The 19,196-nt window shown below is 48.7% G+C and carries 11 protein-coding genes, 19 tRNA genes and 3 rRNA genes; 29 read left to right on the top strand and 4 right to left on the bottom strand.

Going from position 1 to position 19,196, the window contains the following annotated elements; translation table 11 throughout:
- Positions 1 to 125: 125 nt before the first annotated feature.
- Positions 126 to 569, top strand: coding sequence for a peroxide-responsive transcriptional repressor PerR (gene perR / locus BBI15_RS05225; protein WP_058381335.1), 444 nt, complete (start codon positions 126 to 128; stop codon positions 567 to 569).
- A 34-nt stretch (positions 570 to 603) separates the two neighbouring features.
- Here perR and BBI15_RS05230 read toward each other — a convergent pair whose 3' ends face one another.
- Complete coding sequence (locus BBI15_RS05230; RefSeq protein WP_068868634.1) at positions 604 to 957, bottom strand: YgzB family protein; 354 nt, start codon at positions 955 to 957, stop codon at positions 604 to 606.
- 185 nt (positions 958 to 1,142) lie between these two features.
- Here BBI15_RS05230 and BBI15_RS05235 point away from each other — a divergent pair, with 185 nt between their 5' ends.
- From BBI15_RS05235 to BBI15_RS05355, 25 genes are all read left to right on the top strand, one after another.
- Positions 1,143 to 2,009, top strand: coding sequence for a nucleotidyltransferase-like protein (locus BBI15_RS05235; RefSeq protein WP_068868635.1), 867 nt, complete (start codon positions 1,143 to 1,145; stop codon positions 2,007 to 2,009).
- A 425-nt stretch (positions 2,010 to 2,434) separates the two neighbouring features.
- Positions 2,435 to 3,985 (top strand): 16S ribosomal RNA (locus BBI15_RS05240).
- A gap of 115 nt (positions 3,986 to 4,100) precedes the next feature.
- A tRNA-Ile gene (locus BBI15_RS05245) sits at positions 4,101 to 4,177 on the top strand.
- A gap of 12 nt (positions 4,178 to 4,189) precedes the next feature.
- Positions 4,190 to 4,265: transfer RNA gene (locus tag BBI15_RS05250), tRNA-Ala, on the top strand.
- A gap of 101 nt (positions 4,266 to 4,366) precedes the next feature.
- A 23S ribosomal RNA gene (locus BBI15_RS05255) occupies positions 4,367 to 7,299 on the top strand.
- Between the two features lie 127 nt (positions 7,300 to 7,426).
- Positions 7,427 to 7,542, top strand: a 5S ribosomal RNA gene (rrf, locus tag BBI15_RS05260).
- Together the 16S, 23S and 5S rRNA genes with 19 tRNA genes alongside form the textbook arrangement of a ribosomal RNA operon.
- A 10-nt stretch (positions 7,543 to 7,552) precedes the next feature.
- Positions 7,553 to 7,627, top strand: a tRNA-Asn gene (locus tag BBI15_RS05265).
- Between the two features lie 5 nt (positions 7,628 to 7,632).
- Positions 7,633 to 7,722 (top strand) — tRNA-Ser (locus BBI15_RS05270).
- Between the two features lie 21 nt (positions 7,723 to 7,743).
- A tRNA-Glu gene (locus BBI15_RS05275) sits at positions 7,744 to 7,818 on the top strand.
- Positions 7,819 to 7,823: 5 nt separating this feature from the next.
- Positions 7,824 to 7,899: transfer RNA gene (locus tag BBI15_RS05280), tRNA-Val, on the top strand.
- Between the two features lie 46 nt (positions 7,900 to 7,945).
- Positions 7,946 to 8,022, top strand: a tRNA-Met gene (locus BBI15_RS05285).
- A gap of 3 nt (positions 8,023 to 8,025) precedes the next feature.
- Positions 8,026 to 8,101: transfer RNA gene (locus tag BBI15_RS05290), tRNA-Asp, on the top strand.
- A 15-nt stretch (positions 8,102 to 8,116) separates the two neighbouring features.
- A tRNA-Phe gene (locus tag BBI15_RS05295) sits at positions 8,117 to 8,192 on the top strand.
- Between the two features lie 14 nt (positions 8,193 to 8,206).
- Positions 8,207 to 8,282: transfer RNA gene (locus BBI15_RS05300), tRNA-Thr, on the top strand.
- A gap of 3 nt (positions 8,283 to 8,285) precedes the next feature.
- Positions 8,286 to 8,368 (top strand) — tRNA-Tyr (locus tag BBI15_RS05305).
- A 6-nt stretch (positions 8,369 to 8,374) separates the two neighbouring features.
- A tRNA-Trp gene (locus BBI15_RS05310) sits at positions 8,375 to 8,448 on the top strand.
- Between the two features lie 21 nt (positions 8,449 to 8,469).
- Positions 8,470 to 8,542: transfer RNA gene (locus tag BBI15_RS05315), tRNA-His, on the top strand.
- Positions 8,543 to 8,586: 44 nt separating this feature from the next.
- Positions 8,587 to 8,662, top strand: a tRNA-His gene (locus BBI15_RS05320).
- Between the two features lie 7 nt (positions 8,663 to 8,669).
- Positions 8,670 to 8,741, top strand: a tRNA-Gln gene (locus BBI15_RS05325).
- A gap of 5 nt (positions 8,742 to 8,746) precedes the next feature.
- Positions 8,747 to 8,821, top strand: a tRNA-Gly gene (locus BBI15_RS05330).
- A 9-nt stretch (positions 8,822 to 8,830) separates the two neighbouring features.
- A tRNA-Cys gene (locus BBI15_RS05335) sits at positions 8,831 to 8,904 on the top strand.
- A gap of 9 nt (positions 8,905 to 8,913) precedes the next feature.
- A tRNA-Leu gene (locus BBI15_RS05340) sits at positions 8,914 to 8,997 on the top strand.
- 207 nt (positions 8,998 to 9,204) lie between these two features.
- Positions 9,205 to 9,288, top strand: a tRNA-Leu gene (locus tag BBI15_RS05345).
- Between the two features lie 430 nt (positions 9,289 to 9,718).
- A complete protein-coding gene (locus BBI15_RS05350) occupies positions 9,719 to 12,400 on the top strand; it encodes a cation-transporting P-type ATPase (RefSeq protein WP_068868636.1) in 2,682 nt (893 codons plus the stop codon).
- Positions 12,401 to 12,410: 10 nt separating this feature from the next.
- Positions 12,411 to 13,460, top strand: coding sequence for a C45 family autoproteolytic acyltransferase/hydrolase (locus BBI15_RS05355; RefSeq protein ID WP_068868637.1), 1,050 nt, complete (start codon positions 12,411 to 12,413; stop codon positions 13,458 to 13,460).
- A 23-nt stretch (positions 13,461 to 13,483) separates the two neighbouring features.
- Here the strand turns inward: BBI15_RS05355 and BBI15_RS05360 are convergent, their stop codons facing one another.
- Both BBI15_RS05360 and BBI15_RS05365 read right to left on the bottom strand, forming a co-directional pair.
- On the bottom strand, positions 13,484 to 14,554 hold the full coding sequence (locus BBI15_RS05360; RefSeq protein WP_068868638.1) for a C45 family autoproteolytic acyltransferase/hydrolase: 1,071 nt from the start codon (positions 14,552 to 14,554) through the stop codon (positions 13,484 to 13,486).
- A 92-nt stretch (positions 14,555 to 14,646) separates the two neighbouring features.
- A complete protein-coding gene (locus tag BBI15_RS05365; protein ID WP_068868639.1) occupies positions 14,647 to 15,318 on the bottom strand; it encodes a B3/B4 domain-containing protein in 672 nt (223 codons plus the stop codon).
- Positions 15,319 to 15,374: 56 nt separating this feature from the next.
- On the opposite strand from BBI15_RS05365, the gene queG reads away from it, so the two are divergent.
- From queG to BBI15_RS05380, 3 genes are all read left to right on the top strand, one after another.
- Positions 15,375 to 16,520 (top strand): tRNA epoxyqueuosine(34) reductase QueG, encoded by a 1,146-nt coding sequence (queG, locus tag BBI15_RS05370; protein WP_068868640.1) that lies wholly within the window; start codon positions 15,375 to 15,377, stop codon positions 16,518 to 16,520.
- A 10-nt stretch (positions 16,521 to 16,530) separates the two neighbouring features.
- Complete coding sequence (gene trmL, locus BBI15_RS05375; protein ID WP_068868641.1) at positions 16,531 to 17,004, top strand: tRNA (uridine(34)/cytosine(34)/5-carboxymethylaminomethyluridine(34)-2'-O)-methyltransferase TrmL; 474 nt, start codon at positions 16,531 to 16,533, stop codon at positions 17,002 to 17,004.
- Between the two features lie 321 nt (positions 17,005 to 17,325).
- The gene (locus tag BBI15_RS05380; protein WP_084632765.1) at positions 17,326 to 17,634 is read left to right on the top strand and encodes a hypothetical protein; all 309 of its coding nucleotides are present in this window, start codon (positions 17,326 to 17,328) and stop codon (positions 17,632 to 17,634) included.
- Between the two features lie 128 nt (positions 17,635 to 17,762).
- On the opposite strand, the gene BBI15_RS05385 is transcribed toward BBI15_RS05380, so the two are convergent.
- Positions 17,763 to 19,064: an NCS2 family permease gene (locus BBI15_RS05385; RefSeq protein ID WP_068868642.1), complete on the bottom strand. Its 1,302-nt coding sequence runs from the start codon at positions 19,062 to 19,064 to the stop codon at positions 17,763 to 17,765.
- Positions 19,065 to 19,196: the final 132 nt, after the last annotated feature.

Below are 19,196 nucleotides of genomic sequence, written 5' to 3' on the forward strand. Positions count from 1 at the left end.
ATATCCAGGGTAATAAACAGAAAATTAGCGTCCTATAGCGATTTCTTGACACACTGCGGTTTTTTTAGGTACACTAATTATAACGATTACAATGTAAGAATATATACGAAGTGAGGTGCCCAGCGATGTCTGAAGCCCAATTGAAAGACGCACTCGATACGCTAAAATCTACAGGCGTCAGAATTACTCCACAGCGTCATGCGATTTTGGAATTTATGATTCATTCTACATCGCATCCGACAGCAGATGATATCTATCGTGCGCTTGAAAAAGCCTTTCCGAATATGAGTGTAGCCACTGTTTATAATAACTTGCGCGTTTTTAAGAAAGCAGGCTTGGTAAAAGAATTGACCTACGGGGATTCCTCAAGTCGCTTTGATTTTGTCACACACGATCATTATCATATGATCTGCAATGAATGTGGAAAAATTGTTGACTTCCATTACCCTGGATTGGATGAAGTGGAACACTTGGCGTCCCATGTAACTGGCTTCCAAGTGGACTACCACCGCTTGGAAATTTACGGAACATGCCGCGATTGTTATAGTGAATCAGCTAAAGCACAATAAAAGAATGCCCGCCGATTCGGCGGGCATTCTTTTATTATAGCTGCGGCTTTTTCTTATTATATTCCTCATTGAATTCTTTCCCTTCAAGGGAAGGATCCATCGTCAGCGGTTCATTGCAATGCATGCAGATATCTACACGTCCAAGCATTTTTGTATGGCGCTCGCAATTTGGACATTGAACAGGAACTGTTTTCATCGAGAGCAAACCGATCCAAGCATAAACACCTGTGCTTCCGATGATAGCTATAACACCAAGTAGCATAAAGATGACCATCACGATCGGTTGGTTACGGAAATAGATACCGACATACATAATCACGATGCCGATGAATATCAATGCCAGAGCAAAGGTCCGAATGCGGTTAATTTTATTTTTATAAGATTTCATGAGCGGTTCCTCCTTGCGTCCATCATACTATATCATAAATGTCCGTAAAAAGGGTTAAGCTAATTTTGTTAAAGGAATATAAGAGAAATATGTCGAAATAAAGAAAAACGCCTTAGAATATTTGCATGCCTAGCGTATAGGAGGCATCATAAACATACTAGATAGTTTGCAGGGAGTGACGACGGATGGAACAAATATTGAGACCGCTATATCAAGAACGGGCGAGCCAGGAAACTACGCTCGGTGTCATCCTTATAGAGAAGAGAGAAGACATCAGCCCAATTACAGACACATTCGATTCAATCCTTCTGATCATTACAAAAGAAAATGAAACCCCGGTCTTTACGAAACATTACACGTATATGGATAAGAAGGCAGCCATGCACATCATCACGGAAAAGCAATTGCATAAATGGCTTCTCCTGGGGACAAACCGTAAGATTGTCGACTGGCTCTTTAATGGTCGTGTCATATATGATCGCAATGAATTTATGGAAAAACTTAAGACCGAATTAAAAGAATATCCCTTCTACGGCAGAAAAATAAAAATGGGATTGGAGTTTGCTAAACTAATCCGGCGTTATCTAGAAGGTAAAATGTTCTTCGAAGAAAAAAATTATTTGGATGCTTATCATCACATGGTGGAGTCACTTCATCATCTGGCTCGATTATCGGTTCTCGAGAATGGTCTTCCACCTGAAGTGACAGTGTGGTCACAAGTAAAAAAGATGGAGCCAGCCATCTATAAATTATACGAAGAGCTTATCTCTAGCGATGAGCCGATCGATAAACGCTTGGAACTTTTGTTCTTAGCCAGCGAGTTTTTTATTCATTCCCGTACTCAAGATGGATCCCAGCATATTCGAGAAGTAATGGAGAAACAAAGTAGCTGGACGATTCAGGAATTACATGAACAAGAAGAGTTAAAAAATTATTCTTCGAATCTTGAAGTGTTGATAGAATTCTTAATCGAAAAAGATTTGGTTGCTATTAACGGCGTAAAGACAAAAAGTGAAGGTATTTTCCATCGCTATTATTCAGTTAAACGCTGAAAAATCTAATAAACCTAAAGCTGGCGGAGAAACAATCTCGTCAGCTTTCTTCATTAAAGCAAGTTGCCGACTTACTTTAAGCTGATGCAAGAGGAGAATGATAGATAAATAAAACCACGTTTTTTTCATTTTTTCGTTGACAATTATTCTAAGGATATATTATGATAATACACGTCGCTCCAACAGATTAAGTTTTTTACAATAATAAAAAAGACTTGACTCTTTTACCAAGCGATGCTAAATTATAGAAGTTGCTCTCGAAGCAGCAGTCAGATTTGAACCTTGAAAACTGAACAGCAAAACGTCAACAATACAGCCGCGAGTGATCGCGGCAAACTTACTGATCAGCGTATGCAGATCAAGCAAATCGCGCGTCTTTCGAGGCGGCGATGCGCCAGCAACTATTGAGCAATCAATACTACTCTATAATGGAGAGTTTGATCCTGGCTCAGGACGAACGCTGGCGGCGTGCCTAATACATGCAAGTCGAGCGGAACCATTGGAGCTTGCTCCTTTGGTTTAGCGGCGGACGGGTGAGTAACACGTGGGCAACCTGCCCTGCAGATCGGGATAACTCCGGGAAACCGGTGCTAATACCGAATAGTTTGCGGCCTCTCATGAGGCTGTACGGAAAGACGGTTTCGGCTGTCACTGCAGGATGGGCCCGCGGCGCATTAGCTAGTTGGTGGGGTAACGGCCCACCAAGGCGACGATGCGTAGCCGACCTGAGAGGGTGATCGGCCACACTGGGACTGAGACACGGCCCAGACTCCTACGGGAGGCAGCAGTAGGGAATCTTCCGCAATGGACGAAAGTCTGACGGAGCAACGCCGCGTGAGTGAAGAAGGTTTTCGGATCGTAAAACTCTGTTGTGAGGGAAGAACAAGTACCAAGTAACTACTGGTACCTTGACGGTACCTCACCAGAAAGCCACGGCTAACTACGTGCCAGCAGCCGCGGTAATACGTAGGTGGCAAGCGTTGTCCGGAATTATTGGGCGTAAAGCGCGCGCAGGCGGTCCTTTAAGTCTGATGTGAAAGCCCACGGCTCAACCGTGGAGGGTCATTGGAAACTGGGGGACTTGAGTGCAGAAGAGGAAAGTGGAATTCCACGTGTAGCGGTGAAATGCGTAGAGATGTGGAGGAACACCAGTGGCGAAGGCGACTTTCTGGTCTGTAACTGACGCTGAGGCGCGAAAGCGTGGGGAGCAAACAGGATTAGATACCCTGGTAGTCCACGCCGTAAACGATGAGTGCTAAGTGTTAGGGGGTTTCCGCCCCTTAGTGCTGCAGCTAACGCATTAAGCACTCCGCCTGGGGAGTACGGCCGCAAGGCTGAAACTCAAAGGAATTGACGGGGGCCCGCACAAGCGGTGGAGCATGTGGTTTAATTCGAAGCAACGCGAAGAACCTTACCAGGTCTTGACATCCCGCTGACCGCCTTGGAGACAAGGCTTTCCCTTCGGGGACAGCGGTGACAGGTGGTGCATGGTTGTCGTCAGCTCGTGTCGTGAGATGTTGGGTTAAGTCCCGCAACGAGCGCAACCCTTGATCTTAGTTGCCAGCATTCAGTTGGGCACTCTAAGGTGACTGCCGGTGACAAACCGGAGGAAGGTGGGGATGACGTCAAATCATCATGCCCCTTATGACCTGGGCTACACACGTGCTACAATGGACGGTACAAAGGGCTGCGAACCCGCGAGGGGGAGCCAATCCCAGAAAACCGTTCTCAGTTCGGATTGCAGGCTGCAACTCGCCTGCATGAAGCCGGAATCGCTAGTAATCGCGGATCAGCATGCCGCGGTGAATACGTTCCCGGGCCTTGTACACACCGCCCGTCACACCACGAGAGTTTGTAACACCCGAAGTCGGTGGGGTAACCCTTATGGGAGCCAGCCGCCGAAGGTGGGACAGATGATTGGGGTGAAGTCGTAACAAGGTAGCCGTATCGGAAGGTGCGGCTGGATCACCTCCTTTCTAAGGATTTTATCGGAACCGAACTTCGTTCGGGTTGACGTTTTGCGTTCAGTTTTGAAGGTTCAGGAATCATCGGCAATGATTTGTGTTTCTTCTATAATATATATTCTCAAGAGGGCCTATAGCTCAGCTGGTTAGAGCGCACGCCTGATAAGCGTGAGGTCGGTGGTTCGAGTCCACTTAGGCCCACCATATTTCCTCTTAGGGGCCTTAGCTCAGCTGGGAGAGCGCCTGCCTTGCACGCAGGAGGTCAGCGGTTCGATCCCGCTAGGCTCCACCAATACTTGTTCTTTGAAAACTGGATAGATCGACATTGATTAAGAAACAAGCATCAAGTAGCGTGATCGCCTCAAGCGATCAACTTATTGTTTGACCATCAGTGGTTAAGTTAATAAGGGCGCACGGTGGATGCCTTGGCACTAGGAGCCGAAGAAGGACGGCACTAACACCGATATGCCTCGGGGAGCTGTAAGTGAGCTGTGATCCGGGGATTTCCGAATGGGGAAACCCACTGTTCGTAATGGAGCAGTATCCATGTGTGAATTCATAGCACATGAGAAGGCAGACTCAGGGAACTGAAACATCTAAGTACCTGAAGGAAGAGAAAGCAAATGCGATTCCCCAAGTAGCGGCGAGCGAAACGGGAACAGCCCAAACCAGAAGGCTTGCCTTCTGGGGTTGTAGGACACTCTATACGGAGTTACAAAGGAATGGATTAGGCGAAGCGACCTGGAACGGTCCGCGAGACAGGGTAAGAGCCCCGTAGCTGAAAGTGCATTCCCTCCAGAGTGGATCCTGAGTACGGCGGAACACGTGAAATTCCGTCGGAATCCGGGAGGACCATCTCCCAAGGCTAAATACTCCCTAGTGACCGATAGTGAACCAGTACCGTGAGGGAAAGGTGAAAAGCACCCCGGAAGGGGAGTGAAAGAGATCCTGAAACCGTGTGCCTACAAGTAGTTAGAGCCCGTTAATGGGTGATAGCGTGCCTTTTGTAGAATGAACCGGCGAGTTACGATTGCATGCAAGGTTAAGGTGAGAAGCCGGAGCCGCAGCGAAAGCGAGTCTGAACAGGGCGAATGAGTATGCAGTTGTAGACCCGAAACCAGGTGATCTACCCATGTCCAGGGTGAAGGTAAGGTAACACTTACTGGAGGCCCGAACCCACGCACGTTGAAAAGTGCGGGGATGAGGTGTGGGTAGCGGAGAAATTCCAATCGAACCTGGAGATAGCTGGTTCTCTCCGAAATAGCTTTAGGGCTAGCCTCAAGATAGAGAATCCTGGAGGTAGAGCACTGTTTGGACTAGGGGCCCATCCCGGGTTACCGAATTCAGACAAACTCCGAATGCCAGTGATTTATGCTTGGGAGTCAGACTGCGAGTGATAAGATCCGTAGTCAAGAGGGAAACAGCCCAGACCACCAGCTAAGGTCCCCAAATATCCGTTAAGTGGAAAAGGATGTGGCGTTGCTTAGACAACCAGGATGTTGGCTTAGAAGCAGCCATCATTTAAAGAGTGCGTAATAGCTCACTGGTCGAGTGACACTGCGCCGAAAATGTACCGGGGCTAAACGGATTACCGAAGCTGTGGATGGACATCTGAGATGTCCGTGGTAGGAGAGCGTTCTAAGGGCGGTGAAGTCAGACCGGAAGGACTGGTGGAGCGCTTAGAAGTGAGAATGCCGGTATGAGTAACGAAAGACGGGTGAGAATCCCGTCCACCGAATGCCTAAGGTTTCCTGAGGAAGGCTCGTCCGCTCAGGGTTAGTCGGGACCTAAGTCGAGGCCGATAGGCGTAGACGATGGACAACAGGTTGATATTCCTGTACCACCTCCCCGCCGTTTGAGTAATGGGGGGACGCAGAAGGATAGGGTGAGCGTGCCGTTGGTTGTGCACGTCCAAGTTGTGAGATGAGAAACGAGGCAAATCCCGTTTCTGTATACATCAAGCAGTGATGGCAAGAGGTTTAACCTCAGAGTCCCTGATTTCACACTGCCAAGAAAAGCCTCTAGCGAGGCGGGAGGTGCCCGTACCGCAAACCGACACAGGTAGGCGAGAAGAGAATTCTAAGGTGAGCGAGTGAACTCTCGTTAAGGAACTCGGCAAAATGACCCCGTAACTTCGGGAGAAGGGGTGCTCTGGTAGGGTGAATAGCCCGAGAGAGCCGCAGTGAATAGGCCCAGGCGACTGTTTAGCAAAAACACAGGTCTCTGCAAAACCGTAAGGTGACGTATAGGGGCTGACGCCTGCCCGGTGCTGGAAGGTTAAGGGGAGTGCTTAGCGCAAGCGAAGGTGCGAACCGAAGCCCCAGTAAACGGCGGCCGTAACTATAACGGTCCTAAGGTAGCGAAATTCCTTGTCGGGTAAGTTCCGACCCGCACGAAAGGCGTAACGATCTGGGCACTGTCTCAACGAGAGACTCGGTGAAATTATAGTACCTGTGAAGATGCAGGTTACCCGCGACAGGACGGAAAGACCCCGTGGAGCTTTACTGTAGCCTGATATTGAATTTTGGTGCAACTTGTACAGGATAGGTAGGAGCCAGAGAACCCGGAGCGCCAGCTTCGGGGGAGGCGTCGGTGGGATACTACCCTGGTTGTATTGAACTTCTAACCCACAAGCCTAAGCGGCTTGGGAGACAGTGTCAGGCGGGCAGTTTGACTGGGGCGGTCGCCTCCTAAAGAGTAACGGAGGCGCTCAAAGGTTCCCTCAGAATGGTTGGAAATCATTCGCAGAGTGTAAAGGCACAAGGGAGCTTGACTGCGAGACGGACAGGTCGAGCAGGGTCGAAAGACGGACTTAGTGATCCGGTGGTTCCGCATGGAAGGGCCATCGCTCAACGGATAAAAGCTACCCCGGGGATAACAGGCTTATCTCCCCCAAGAGTCCACATCGACGGGGAGGTTTGGCACCTCGATGTCGGCTCATCGCATCCTGGGGCTGTAGTCGGTCCCAAGGGTTGGGCTGTTCGCCCATTAAAGCGGTACGCGAGCTGGGTTCAGAACGTCGTGAGACAGTTCGGTCCCTATCCGTCGCGGGCGCAGGAAATTTGAGAGGAGCTGTCCTTAGTACGAGAGGACCGGGATGGACACACCGCTGGTGTACCAGTTGTTCTGCCAAGAGCATCGCTGGGTAGCTATGTGTGGCCGGGATAAGTGCTGAAAGCATCTAAGCACGAAGCCCCCCTCAAGATGAGATTTCCCATTGCGCAAGCAAGTAAGATCCCTCAAAGACGATGAGGTAGATAGGTTCGGGGTGGAAGCGTGGCGACACGTGCAGCTGACGAATACTAATCGATCGAGGACTTAACCAACAAACTGAAACGCGTTTCCAATGTCGATTTATCCAGTTTTGAAAGAATAAGATAATATTTTTTAAAATAATACTTGAAAAAATCGGTATTATTGATATAATAAATCTTGTCTTTCAAATTAATACAGTCTAGTGATGATGGCAAAGAGGCCACACCCGTCCCCATCCCGAACACGGAAGTTAAGCTCTTTTGCGCCGATGGTAGTTGGGGGTTTCCCCCTGTGAGAGTAGGACGTCGCTAGGCTAGTTATTATTCCGAAGTAGCTCAGTGGTAGAGCACCGCACTGTTAATGCGATGGTCGTAGGTTCGAATCCTACCTTCGGAGCCAATTATGGAGAGCTGTCCGAGTGGCCGAAGGAGCATGATTGGAAATCATGTAGGCGGGCAACCGTCTCAAGGGTTCGAATCCCTTGCTCTCCGCCAGTATCTCAAGCTCAAAATTATGGCCCCTTGGTCAAGCGGTTAAGACACCGCCCTTTCACGGCGGTAACACGGGTTCGAATCCCGTAGGGGTCACCATTCATGGAGGATTAGCTCAGCTGGGAGAGCATCTGCCTTACAAGCAGAGGGTCGGCGGTTCGATCCCGTCATCCTCCACCATTTCTTTTATACATATAATCAATATAGAAGGAAACTTTAAGATTATCGCGGGGTGGAGCAGTTCGGTAGCTCGTTGGGCTCATAACCCAAAGGTCGCAGGTTCAAATCCTGCCCCCGCAACCAAATGGTCCCGTGGTGTAGCGGTTAACATGCCTGCCTGTCACGCAGGAGATCGCCGGTTCGATCCCGGTCGGGACCGCCATTTTTTAAATAATATGGGTCAGTAGCTCAGTTGGTAGAGCATTAGATTGAAGCTCTAAGTGTCGGCGGTTCGATTCCGTCCTGACCCACCATATTTTTTCTCCATGCCGGAGTAGCTCAACTGGTAGAGCAACTGACTTGTAATCAGTAGGTTGAGGGTTCAAGTCCTTTCTCCGGCACCATTCGGTGGGGTAGCGAAGTGGCTAAACGCGGCGGACTGTAAATCCGCTCCTTCGGGTTCGGCAGTTCGAATCTGCCCCCACCACCAGTTTTTAGGGGCATAGTTTAAAGGTAGAACAGAGGTCTCCAAAACCTCCGGTGTGGGTTCGATTCCTACTGCCCCTGCCAATTTACTTGAATATTAAGATGGCGGTCGTGGCGAAGTGGTTAACGCACCGGATTGTGATTCCGGCATTCGGGGGTTCAATTCCCCTCGTCCGCCCCTTGCTTTTCATCAAATTTCAAATTCAATGTACTAATAACGTGGCGGTCGTGGCGAAGTGGTTAACGCACCGGATTGTGATTCCGGCATTCGGGGGTTCAATTCCCCTCGTCCGCCCCAGTATTATTGGGGTATAGCCAAGCGGTAAGGCAACGGGTTTTGATCCCGTCATGCCCTGGTTCGAATCCAGGTACCCCAGCTTTTGCGGAAGTAGTTCAGTGGTAGAACGCCACCTTGCCAAGGTGGAGGTCGCGGGTTCGACCCCCGTCTTCCGCTCCATTATATCTAGGCGGCATAGCCAAGCGGTAAGGCATGGGTCTGCAACACCCTTACCACCGGTTCGAGTCCGGTTGCCGCCTCCAAAATATTTTGCCGGCGTGGCGGAATTGGCAGACGCGCGGGACTCAAAATCCCGTTCCTTCACGGGAGTGTCGGTTCGACCCCGACCGCCGGTATCATGCTCATCACTCTGCCAAGTGATGAAGAAAAACCCTGACTCTTATGTCAGGTTTTTTTTCTTTGGATAATTTAATAAAATTATTAGAATTGAGTTGGTGAAAGTTTTTTTAAAAAAAACAAAAAACCCCTTGCAAAGTAATCGATTTATTAATATAATAATTAATGTTCCTAAAGCAGTACTAGATGCTGCTGGATCTTACTTTGCCGGCGTGGCGGAATTGGCAGACGCGCGGGACTCAAAATCCCGTTCCTTCACGGGAGTGTCGGTTCGACCCCGACCGCCGGTATCATATTCATCACTCTGCCAAGTGATGTAAACTGTAAAGCCCTGACTTAGTCAGGGTTTTTTTTGTGCCTTAAAGTATGTAGTTTTCGAAATGCGTAATAGTTGCTATTGATCGTTCAATAAATTTATTTTTGTGTATTATATTTATTTCATGAATAGGGAAGCATATAAAATACTTATTATGGATGTGAAGTGATATTTTCTTCTTTATCTTGAGGAGAAGTAAATCTGATGGAATGGACAGATGTGCTAGATAAGGGATGTAGACTCTAGGGACGGGTCTATTCCTTAGAAATTTGAGAAAGGGAAAGGGGCAGCTTTCATTGGAAGTTGTCTTTTTCTATTTTTTGGCACTTGTTTGACGAAAAGAAAGGAAGTCTATACGGTGCGTGTTATAATAATCAAAATCATGATCTTGCAGGGGTGAGAGTATGACTGAAGAACGCTGGTTTGATGAAGAGATTATGGATATTCTTGATAAACAAGCCGTACGTTTAGGAGAAGGTTTGAGACAGGACGAAGCAATCCATAGGCTTGAAGTATGGGGGCATAATGAATTGCCTGAAGGAAAACGTGAGCCTGCCATTATAAAATTCCTTAAGCATTTCCACGATGTTTTGATTTATGTTCTGCTGGCAGCAGCAATTATTACAGTCGTTCTCGGACATTATATTGATACGATAGTCATTCTGGCTGTTGTGGTCATCAATGCAGCAATCGGTTATATTCAACAGAATAAGGCGGAAAAAGCGTTGGATAGTATCCGTGATATGTTGTCAATTAAGGCAGCAGTTCTGCGATCTGGCAAACGGATTGAAATCCTGGCGACTGAACTTGTGCCAGGAGATCTTGTTTACTTGAGGGCTGGCGATAAAGTGCCGGCAGATATGCGTCTTGCAGAGGAGGCGAATTTGCTGGTGGAAGAATCGTCTTTGACGGGCGAGTCGGAAGCTGTCGAAAAACAGACAGATAAGCTTCCAGCAGACACAGTACTCGGTGATCGCACTAATATGGTGTTTGCGGGAACATCTATCGCGTCAGGTTCAGGTATTGGTATTGTTACAGCTACAGGAGGATCTACTGAACTTGGGAAAATCAGCAGTGCGATGGAGTCTGTTGAGAAATTACAGACTCCTTTGTTGAAACAGACGGCTCAATTCGGGAAACGTATTTCGATGATTATTGTGCTATGCGCGATCGGTATGTTCTTTATCGGTTACTCGTTCCATGACTATGCTACAGCTGAATTATTGCTAGCAATTATCGGATTGACTGTGGCTGCGATTCCAGAAGGTTTGCCGGCGGTCCTATCGATTATTTTAGCGCTAGGGGTCCAGACCATGGCAGGCAAAAACGCCATAGTCCGGAATTTGCCATCAGTTGAAACTTTAGGGGCAGTAACAGTCATTTGTTCGGACAAGACAGGCACATTAACGAAAAATGAAATGACGGCAACTTCTGTGATTCTGTCAGACGGGGAAATCCAAGCTAGCGGTGTTGGCTACTCGCCTGAAGGGACATTGAAACTAAATGGCAAAAAGGTTTATTTAACGGATCATCCAAGATTAATGAAGTTTTTGTCCTGTGTCAAAACGGTCAATGATGCACATTTATTAAAAGATGCTAAAGGAAACTGGGCAGTCAGTGGAGGGGCTACAGAAGGATGCTTGCTGACACTTGTTGAAAAGGCTGATCAGAGTGTTGAAAAGTTGCCTGTGCTTTCGAAAATCCCATTCGATTCCTCCTATAAGTACATGGCGGCATTAGTTGAAGAACAGGGAAGTAAATGGATTTACGTTAAAGGGGCTCCTGAAAAGCTATTGAAGATGGTTCCAGAGAAAGAACATGTTGAATGGGAGGCGAAGATTGCCGAACATGCAAAACGCGGTGAACGGCTCCTGGGGGCGGCTGTAAAACAGGTGGATTATCATATTGATGAAATTGGGCACGAAGATATGGAGAGCGGTTTTGAATTTTTGGGGCTTGCAGGCATTATTGATCCGCCCAGGGAAGAAGTGATAGAGTCGATTGCACAATGTAAACAGGCAGGGATCCGCGTAAAAATGATTACAGGAGACCATAAGGAAACTGCAGTGGCGATTGGGTCCCAGCTTGGCATCGGGGATGGCCTGAAAGCGATTGAAGGCCGGGAACTGGATGGATTGAACAGCCGGGAACTAGAAGCGGCAGCGTTGGAATATGATATTTTTGCACGGACCAGCCCAACGAATAAATTACAATTGGTGGAGGCTCTTCAGGCCCAGGGACAGGTGTGTGCAATGACTGGAGACGGGGTTAATGACGCTCCCGCGTTGAAGCGGGCGGATATTGGCATTGCGATGGGGATTAAAGGAACTGAAGTGTCGAAGGAAGCGGCTGAGATGGTGCTGGTCGACGATAATTTCAGCACGATTGTCAATGCAGTGAAAGAAGGGCGCCGTGTATACGATAACTTGAAAAAAACCATTTTGTTCATTTTACCGACAAACGTGTCGGAAGGACTGCTCATTTTTGTCAGCATTCTTTTTGGCACCACGATTCCTTTAACCCCAGTACAAATCTTATGGGTCAACATGATTACGGCGGTAACGATCTCTTTGGCGATTGCGTTTGAAAAGCTGGAGCCTGGTACGATGGAGCGGCCGCCACGGAAAGCGCAAAGTCCCTTGCTTAGCGGATATTATATTTTCCGCATCGTTTTCGCGTCAACGATCATCGGCGGCGGTATTCTGTGGATGAACAGTGTGCTGGAATCTAGGGGCTATGAGCAGGGAATCCTGCAGACGATGACTCTGCAAGCATTGGTGATTTCGCAGCTGTTATATTTGTTCAATTGCAGGAGCGAGCGGCGATTTGCGTTGAATCGTGACTTCTTTTCCAATAAAGCGGCGTTTATCGTATCGGTGATTTTACTTGTAGTACAGCTCGCAGTCACGTATGTCCCGTTCATGAACATCTTGCTTGGGACGGAACCGATTGCGCTCGGGTATTGGGTCTGGCCGCTCTTGATCGGCCTGAGCGTATTTATTATCGTAGAGCTTGAAAAATGGCTAATGCGTTCGATGGAACGAGTTGGAAAACGATCGAAAACTAATCAAACCAAGCACGGGTGAAGGAGGAGTTATGAAAAAGATACATAGCGAAATCATTGAATTCAGGGGAAGCCATTATGATTATGGAATGATGCAAGGAATAGCGCTTAAAGAATCGATTACATTGCACAACCGCCGTGGGCAATGGAAAAGCAAGAGGCCACGCTTTGTTATCGATCCGGCAGAAGCGCAAGCGGCTTTCAACGAATACGCGCCTAAATTGTGGGATGAGCTGAAAGGCCTTGAAGACAGCCTCCAGCTGCCAATTGATGAGGTGCTGCGAGATTTCGGGGGTTACCGGATCGATGCGCCGCCGTCGGGCTGTTCAATTGTCACGGGTGAGGATTTCTTAGTGCGTAATTATGATTTTCATCCCCAAACGTATGAAGGCAGGTTCTGCTTATTCCAGCCAGAAGAGGGGAATGCCCTCATCGGCCCGAGCCAACGCATTTTGGGGCGTATGGATGGCATGAACGAACATGGATTGGCGATGGGCTATAACTTCATGCATCGGAAAAATCCGGGGGATGGCTTTGTCTGTTATATGATCGGGCGCATCATCCTCGAGAGCTGCGCAACTATAGAAGAGGCGGTTGATTTAGTTAAAGACATTCCGCATCGCGGGTCATTCAGCTACGTCGTGACCGATAAGGGCGGCGCGACAAAGGTCATCGAAGCAACGCCGCGTAAAGTCGCGGTGCGTGATGCCATTGCGTGCACGAATCATTTTGAAATCCAGCAACATGAGAACCGCAATTATTTAAAGGATTCTTACGAACGGCTATCGATTATCGAACAGAATGCAGAAGATGCTATGGAAGCGTATCGCGCTTATCGCTTGTTCAATGATACGGGTCGCGGCTTGTTTTCGAATCTTTATAAGAGTTGGGCTGGGACGATCCATACTTCGGTTTATCTGCCGAAAGAGCGGGAAGTGTGGTTTGCGCTTGGAGGGGATCAGGAGCCTGAAGTGTTCAATTTCGGGGAGTGGCTTGCAGGAAAGCCTGTCCGCAATCGATCCGTCCATGGGCAGATTGAGACCGGCATTGGCTTTGCTCATACGGATGCTTTATTCAAATAAAAAACGGCTGGAGCGTAAATGCTCTAGCCGTTTTTTTGTTGCAGTGAAGAAAGGTCGTCAAGATATGGAAACGGAAAATGAGTGTCGATTTTCCCGTTGATTCGTTTTGCCAGCAAGCGCTCGCCTTGCAGCCATTTTTGAAAATCGAACATGAGCGGCAAGCGGTCAGGTCCAATGGCGAAGCCGACTTCCAAGCTGTTTGGGAAATAGGAAGCCGTATGCAAAGTGCCGGACGCGGTGCTGTATTTTGTTGAAAACACGCCTTGGTCCGAGTCGTTCAATAATCGGAACGCTGCGTATGCGTCACTTGATGTTGTGGAATGTGCAAGTAGCGCTTTCTCGCGGCGTTTGGAGTCGTCAATCTGGTAACGGTTTTCTTCCGATAACACTTCGAAATGGTTGGTGGAAACTGCCGCTTCCCGGACGATGACATTGCGCGGGGAGGTTTCGGCGACGACCGAGCGTCCGCTCTTGTCCAGCAATACATAGCTGAATGACCGGCGGTGGGGCAGTTCCTTCAATAAATCGACCGCTTCTTCGATCGATGCGCAATGCTCAAGGATCAGGCGGCCGATCATATTGCAGATAAACCCGTCCGCTGAGTTGCGTCGGTTGATGAAGTTATAGCCCATTGCCAACCCTTTTTCGTTGAGCCCGTCGGTTCGTCCAGTGATTTGCATCGACGGCCCTATGGATGCATAGCCGCCGTCTGTCGGCTCGTACAAGGCGAACCGGCCTTCGTAGCCTTGCGGCGAACTGTCATAATTACGGACCAGGAAATCGGAGCGGCTGAGAATCGAGCAACCGCTTCGTGTATATTCGATATAATAGCCACCGAATTCGCGCAGGGCGTCGTAAAATGGCCATTTCAAGGCGTCAGCCAAACCTTCGATTTCTTCCCAGATGCGTGGGGCGAAGCGTTCGAGCATGTCGATGGCCTTCGTTTCATCGACCAATAATTGTTTGCTGTTTTCATTGCGCTGTATTTTTCGGTTCGGCAAAAGTAATGAATCTCTCAACAACTCCCCTTGATGGTAGCCGAAATCGTAATGGCTGCCGCGGAATTGAATGATGTCGCTATGGACTTTTTTCATGTGGCATCCCTCTTTTTTATCTCAGTATCAAAAGAATACTAGAGTTGTGGGGAGAATAAAAAGAATATGCCTGAAGCGCATGCTTCAGGCACTTACAGGACATAGCTTGTCGCTTCGCCGCCGTTGATCCCAGTGAACATATTGCCGGCGGCGGTCAATAGCTGAAGGGCATTATCGCGGTCCATTGAAGGGCGAAGATAGAATACATGTATCGCCTCTGTCGTGTGTTCCGTCACAGCAGTGCGCTTGGAATCGACATAAGGGCTGCCGAATGCGCCTTGTTCGTCGCGTGTGACAATGATTTTATCAAGTGTATTGTCGCGATTGTTCAAGCCTTCATAGCGGTCATCGGAAGTGCCAAGTGCGATTTCAATATCACCTTCGATTTTTTTTGCATCATAGAGACCGAGTGGGATTTCGTACTGAAGGGATAGGAAGCTGTTCATGTCGATCGCTGAGTTGACGGTAGCCAGATAGTTTTGCTTGCGTACTCTGCGGTACAAGGCTTCTGCAGAAGGGCGGTAGCGGTTTGGGTCGCCTCCAAGTGCTTTCCAGGCAAGCTTCCATTCGAGTAGGCCAGGGAAATCGGTCAATTCCTTATCATCCATATCGAAGAACAACTGCTCTTGGAACAGTTGTAGCCGCCCTTTTAACATTTGAGGTGAATCCAAAACGGTGATATTGTTATAATGAATAATGCCGATTTTAAAATCAGGCAGGATCTCTGTTATTTCAGTGTTTACGCGAAAGTCCACAGCAATCATCCTTTCCGTGACTAATAGCCTTATCTTACCATAAATTGGAGCAAGGAGTTATCGACATGAACTTGGATCAATTCCAACAACAACTGGTTGCGTATGCCGCGGAAATCGGAATTGATAAAATCGGCTTTGCTTCGGCCGAACCTTTTTTTAATTTAAAGCACCGTCTGATTCGCCAGCAGCAATTGAATTTCCAGTCCGGCTTTGAAGAATCGGATGTGGAGAAACGTACGCGTCCGGAATTGTTGATGGAGGAACCCGTGAGCATCATTGCGATTGCGATTGCCTATCCTTCGAAAATGGATGGTGCCAAGCAAGGGGTAAAAGGTGCACGTCGCGGGATCTTCTCTCGTTCTTCCTGGGGCAAGGATTACCACGCGGCACTTCGAGACCGATTGGCGCTGCTCGAATCCTTTATCGCGGCTCATTATCCGGACGCGCGCATGAAATCGATGGTCGACACCGGCGAATTGTCCGACCGCGCCGTAGCAGAACGGGCCGGTATCGGATGGAGTGCGAAAAACACAAATATCATCACACCGGAGTTCGGGTCGTATGTCTATTTGGGCGAGATGATTACGAACATCCCATTTGAGTACGACGAGCCGATGGAAGACCAATGCGGCGACTGCCGTTTGTGCATCGATACGTGCCCGACCGGCGCGATTGTTGAGGGCGGGCAGCTCAATGCCCAGCGATGCATTTCGTTTTTGACGCAGACGAAAGGCTTCCTGCCGGATGAATTCCGGTCGAAAATCGGCAACCGGATTTACGGCTGCGATACATGCCAGACGGTGTGCCCCAAAAATAAGCGCAAGGTGAACCGCATCCATCCGGAGTTCGATCCGGATCCGGAAATTGCGAAGCCGCTTTTAGAGCCGTTATTGACCATTTCCAACCGCGAGTTCAAGGAGAAATTCGGGCATGTGTCAGGTTCTTGGCGCGGCAAAAAACCGATCCAGCGCAATGCGATCTTGGCACTGGCCCATTTCAAGGAACAATCGGCAGTACCCACGTTGATCGAATTGATGAACACGGACCCGCGCCCGGTCATCCGCGGCACGGCCGCTTGGGCAATTGGCCGCATCGGGACGGATGGGGGAAGGCAAGCGCTTGAACATGCGCTGCAGCAGGAGAAAGATGAAGAAGTGCTGGATGAGATCGCCAAGGGGCTGGCTTTCTTTTCTGCAGAAACGAAAGGATAAGTGAAGAAATTTGGGAATACACATCGTGTTATATCAACCATTAATTCCGGCAAATACCGGAAACATCGCACGCTCATGTGCGGGAACAGGCGTCAGCCTTCATTTGATCAAGCCGCTCGGATTTTCGACGGACGATAAAATGCTCAAACGGGCGGGGCTCGATTATTGGGAGCACGTGGACATTCATTACCATGATGGCCTCGATGAATTGTTTACAGCCTATCCTGACGGCAAATACCATTACATCACGAAATTCGGCACGAAGACCTACAGCTCGTTCGATTTTTCGGATACGGAGGAAGATTATTTCTTCGTCTTCGGTCAGGAGACGAAAGGCTTGCCGAGGGAATTGATTGATGCGAACTTAGACCGTTGTTTGCGCATCCCGATGAATGAACATATCCGTTCACTCAATTTGTCGAACACGGCGGCGATCCTGATGTATGAAGCACTGCGCCAACAGGATTTCCCGAATTTGAAATGAACGACAAAAAAGGACGGCGCATGGGCGCTGTCCTTTTGCATTTCACGTTATTGTCTTTTGTCTGTGCCTGGTTTGTCATCGTATCCAGCAGTGAAGATAGCTACCAAAAACGATACACAAATCCCCAAGATTAAGATCAAGTTCATGAATGACGACCTCCTTGAAATTTGCATCTGTGTTTAGTATAGCGTACCATCGGGAAAAATGAAATATGGAACCCGCTCGAAAATATGGACATTTTCCGTCCATCCGAAAAACTTGAAACCTTTTTGGACGTGACGCGTATATAGGGGTAGGAACAAAAGGAAGGGATGAACCGATATGAGAATGAAGACATCCGTTGCACTGCTTTGGATTACAGGCCTTGCGGAGGCATTTCTGGCCATTCCGTTCATCGGGGGCGGATTTGTCATTTCTGCAGGCTACGCACCGCTCGGCATCATGTTCGTGTTACATGCGATTACGTTGTTTTTCTGCTTCAAGGAATATTCACCGAAGTTCGGCTCGATTCTGGGCATCATCACAAGTGCGCTCGCTTGGATTCCGTTGATCGGATGGGCGCTGCATTTGTTGACAGCGATCGTACTGTTGCTTTCAGCAGCCATGTCCGGGCGTTCAGCTAGAATCTAATGGAACAAGCATCGGGCAGCCGGTGCTTTTTTGCATGGCAAGCTTGAAGGCAGCCTGTTTCATTACCCGAAACTGCCTATGCGTCAGAACATAAACAATCCCCCGCACAATTTGTGAGGGGGATCTTTTTAATGCGGTGCGATGAGAATCTGGATCGTGAACAGCACAGCGAAAATATAGAGAATCGGGTGGACAGATTTCCATTTGCCCTTGAAGATTTTCATCAGCGGGTAAGAAATGAATCCGAGTGCGATGCCAGTTGCGATGCTTGAGGTGAGCGGCATGGCCAGTACGATCAAGAATGCGGGAAACGCTTCATCGAATTTTTCCCATTCGATTTGTTTGACTGCCCCGATCATCAAGCTGCCGACAATGATCAAAGCGGGAGCAGTGATGGCGGCGACTCCCGAAAGAGAGCCGACGAGCGGACCGAAAAAGGCAGCGGCAATGAACAGGATGGCGACGGTCAAAGTCGTGAGCCCTGTGCGTCCGCCAGCAGCGACGCCAGCAGAAGATTCGACATAAGCGCTGGTCGGGCTTGTGCCGACCATAGCGCCTGCACTGGCGGCGACCGAATCGGCAAGAAGCGCCTGGCGCACGCGCGGCATTTTATTGTCTTTCATGAGACCTGCTTGCTTTGCGACACCGATCATCGTGCCGGTCGTATCGAAAAGCGTGACGAGCAAAAACGAGAACACGACTCCGTATAGCCCGAATTCGGCGACGAGCAGGAATGCTTCAACTGGATTCCATACGATGATGCCTTCCGGAAGCGACGGCAACTTCATGAAGCCTTCCGTAAACTTCAATTGCCCGGTGAAAAAGGCAATGATGCCGGTTGCGATCATTCCGAAGAAAATCCCGCCATGAATGTTTAAGGACATGAAGATGAGCGTAATGGCAAGCCCTGCGAGCGTCAATGCGACAGGCGGCGAAGTCAAATCACCGAGCCCCACGAGATTCGCTTCATTGGCGACGATCAAGCCGCTAAGGCGCATGCCGATGAAGGCAATGAACAAGCCGATGCCTGCCGTAATGGCGTGTTTCAAGTTTTCCGGAATGGCTTCAATCAAGATTTTGCGCATCGAGGTCAAAGACAATGCGACAAACAGCAATCCCGAAACGAAGACTGCGGCAAAAGCAGTCGTATAGTCAATGGCGCCGTCAGAAGCGAGCACCATGGAAGTGAAATATGCGTTAAGCCCCATTCCGGGCGCGATGGCGATCGGGTAATTGGCGAGAAGTGCCATCCATAATGTACCGATGACTGCTGCGATGATGGTGGCAAGAAACACCTGGTCGAACGGAACGCCGGCAGCACCTAAAATCACCGGGTTGACGATGACAATATATGCCATCGTCAAAAATGTTGTCATACCGGCAGTGATCTCGGTTCTGACGTCAGTTCCGTGTTCTTTTAACTGAAACATGGAATATCCTCCTTATAAACACGAACGTTTTAAACAACATGTTTAATAATATTCGTTTTTAATATCGGATGCAAGAGCTTTTCGCAATCTGGTAGCGAATAGTCGAAATTCCTTTTGACTATTTGTACAATG

This window comes from Planococcus plakortidis (assembly GCF_001687605.2).
Lineage (GTDB): Bacteria > Bacillota > Bacilli > Bacillales_A > Planococcaceae > Planococcus > Planococcus plakortidis.

Bases quoted from the DNA above. Each gene is read 5' to 3' on its own strand.
- BBI15_RS05230 (WP_068868634.1), bottom strand. From the start codon at position 957: ATGAAATCTTATAAAAATAAAATTAACCGCATTCGGACCTTTGCTCTG.
- BBI15_RS05385 (WP_068868642.1), bottom strand. From the start codon at position 19,064: ATGTTTCAGTTAAAAGAACACGGAACTGACGTCAGAACCGAGATCACT.
- queG (WP_068868640.1), top strand. From the start codon at position 15,375: ATGAACTTGGATCAATTCCAACAACAACTGGTTGCGTATGCCGCGGAA.
- BBI15_RS05355 (WP_068868637.1), top strand. From the start codon at position 12,411: ATGAAAAAGATACATAGCGAAATCATTGAATTCAGGGGAAGCCATTAT.
- BBI15_RS05380 (WP_084632765.1), top strand. From the start codon at position 17,326: ATGAGAATGAAGACATCCGTTGCACTGCTTTGGATTACAGGCCTTGCG.
- perR (WP_058381335.1), top strand. From the start codon at position 126: ATGTCTGAAGCCCAATTGAAAGACGCACTCGATACGCTAAAATCTACA.
- BBI15_RS05235 (WP_068868635.1), top strand. From the start codon at position 1,143: ATGGAACAAATATTGAGACCGCTATATCAAGAACGGGCGAGCCAGGAA.
- BBI15_RS05350 (WP_068868636.1), top strand. From the start codon at position 9,719: ATGACTGAAGAACGCTGGTTTGATGAAGAGATTATGGATATTCTTGAT.
- BBI15_RS05365 (WP_068868639.1), bottom strand. From the start codon at position 15,318: ATGATTGCTGTGGACTTTCGCGTAAACACTGAAATAACAGAGATCCTG.
- BBI15_RS05360 (WP_068868638.1), bottom strand. From the start codon at position 14,554: ATGAAAAAAGTCCATAGCGACATCATTCAATTCCGCGGCAGCCATTAC.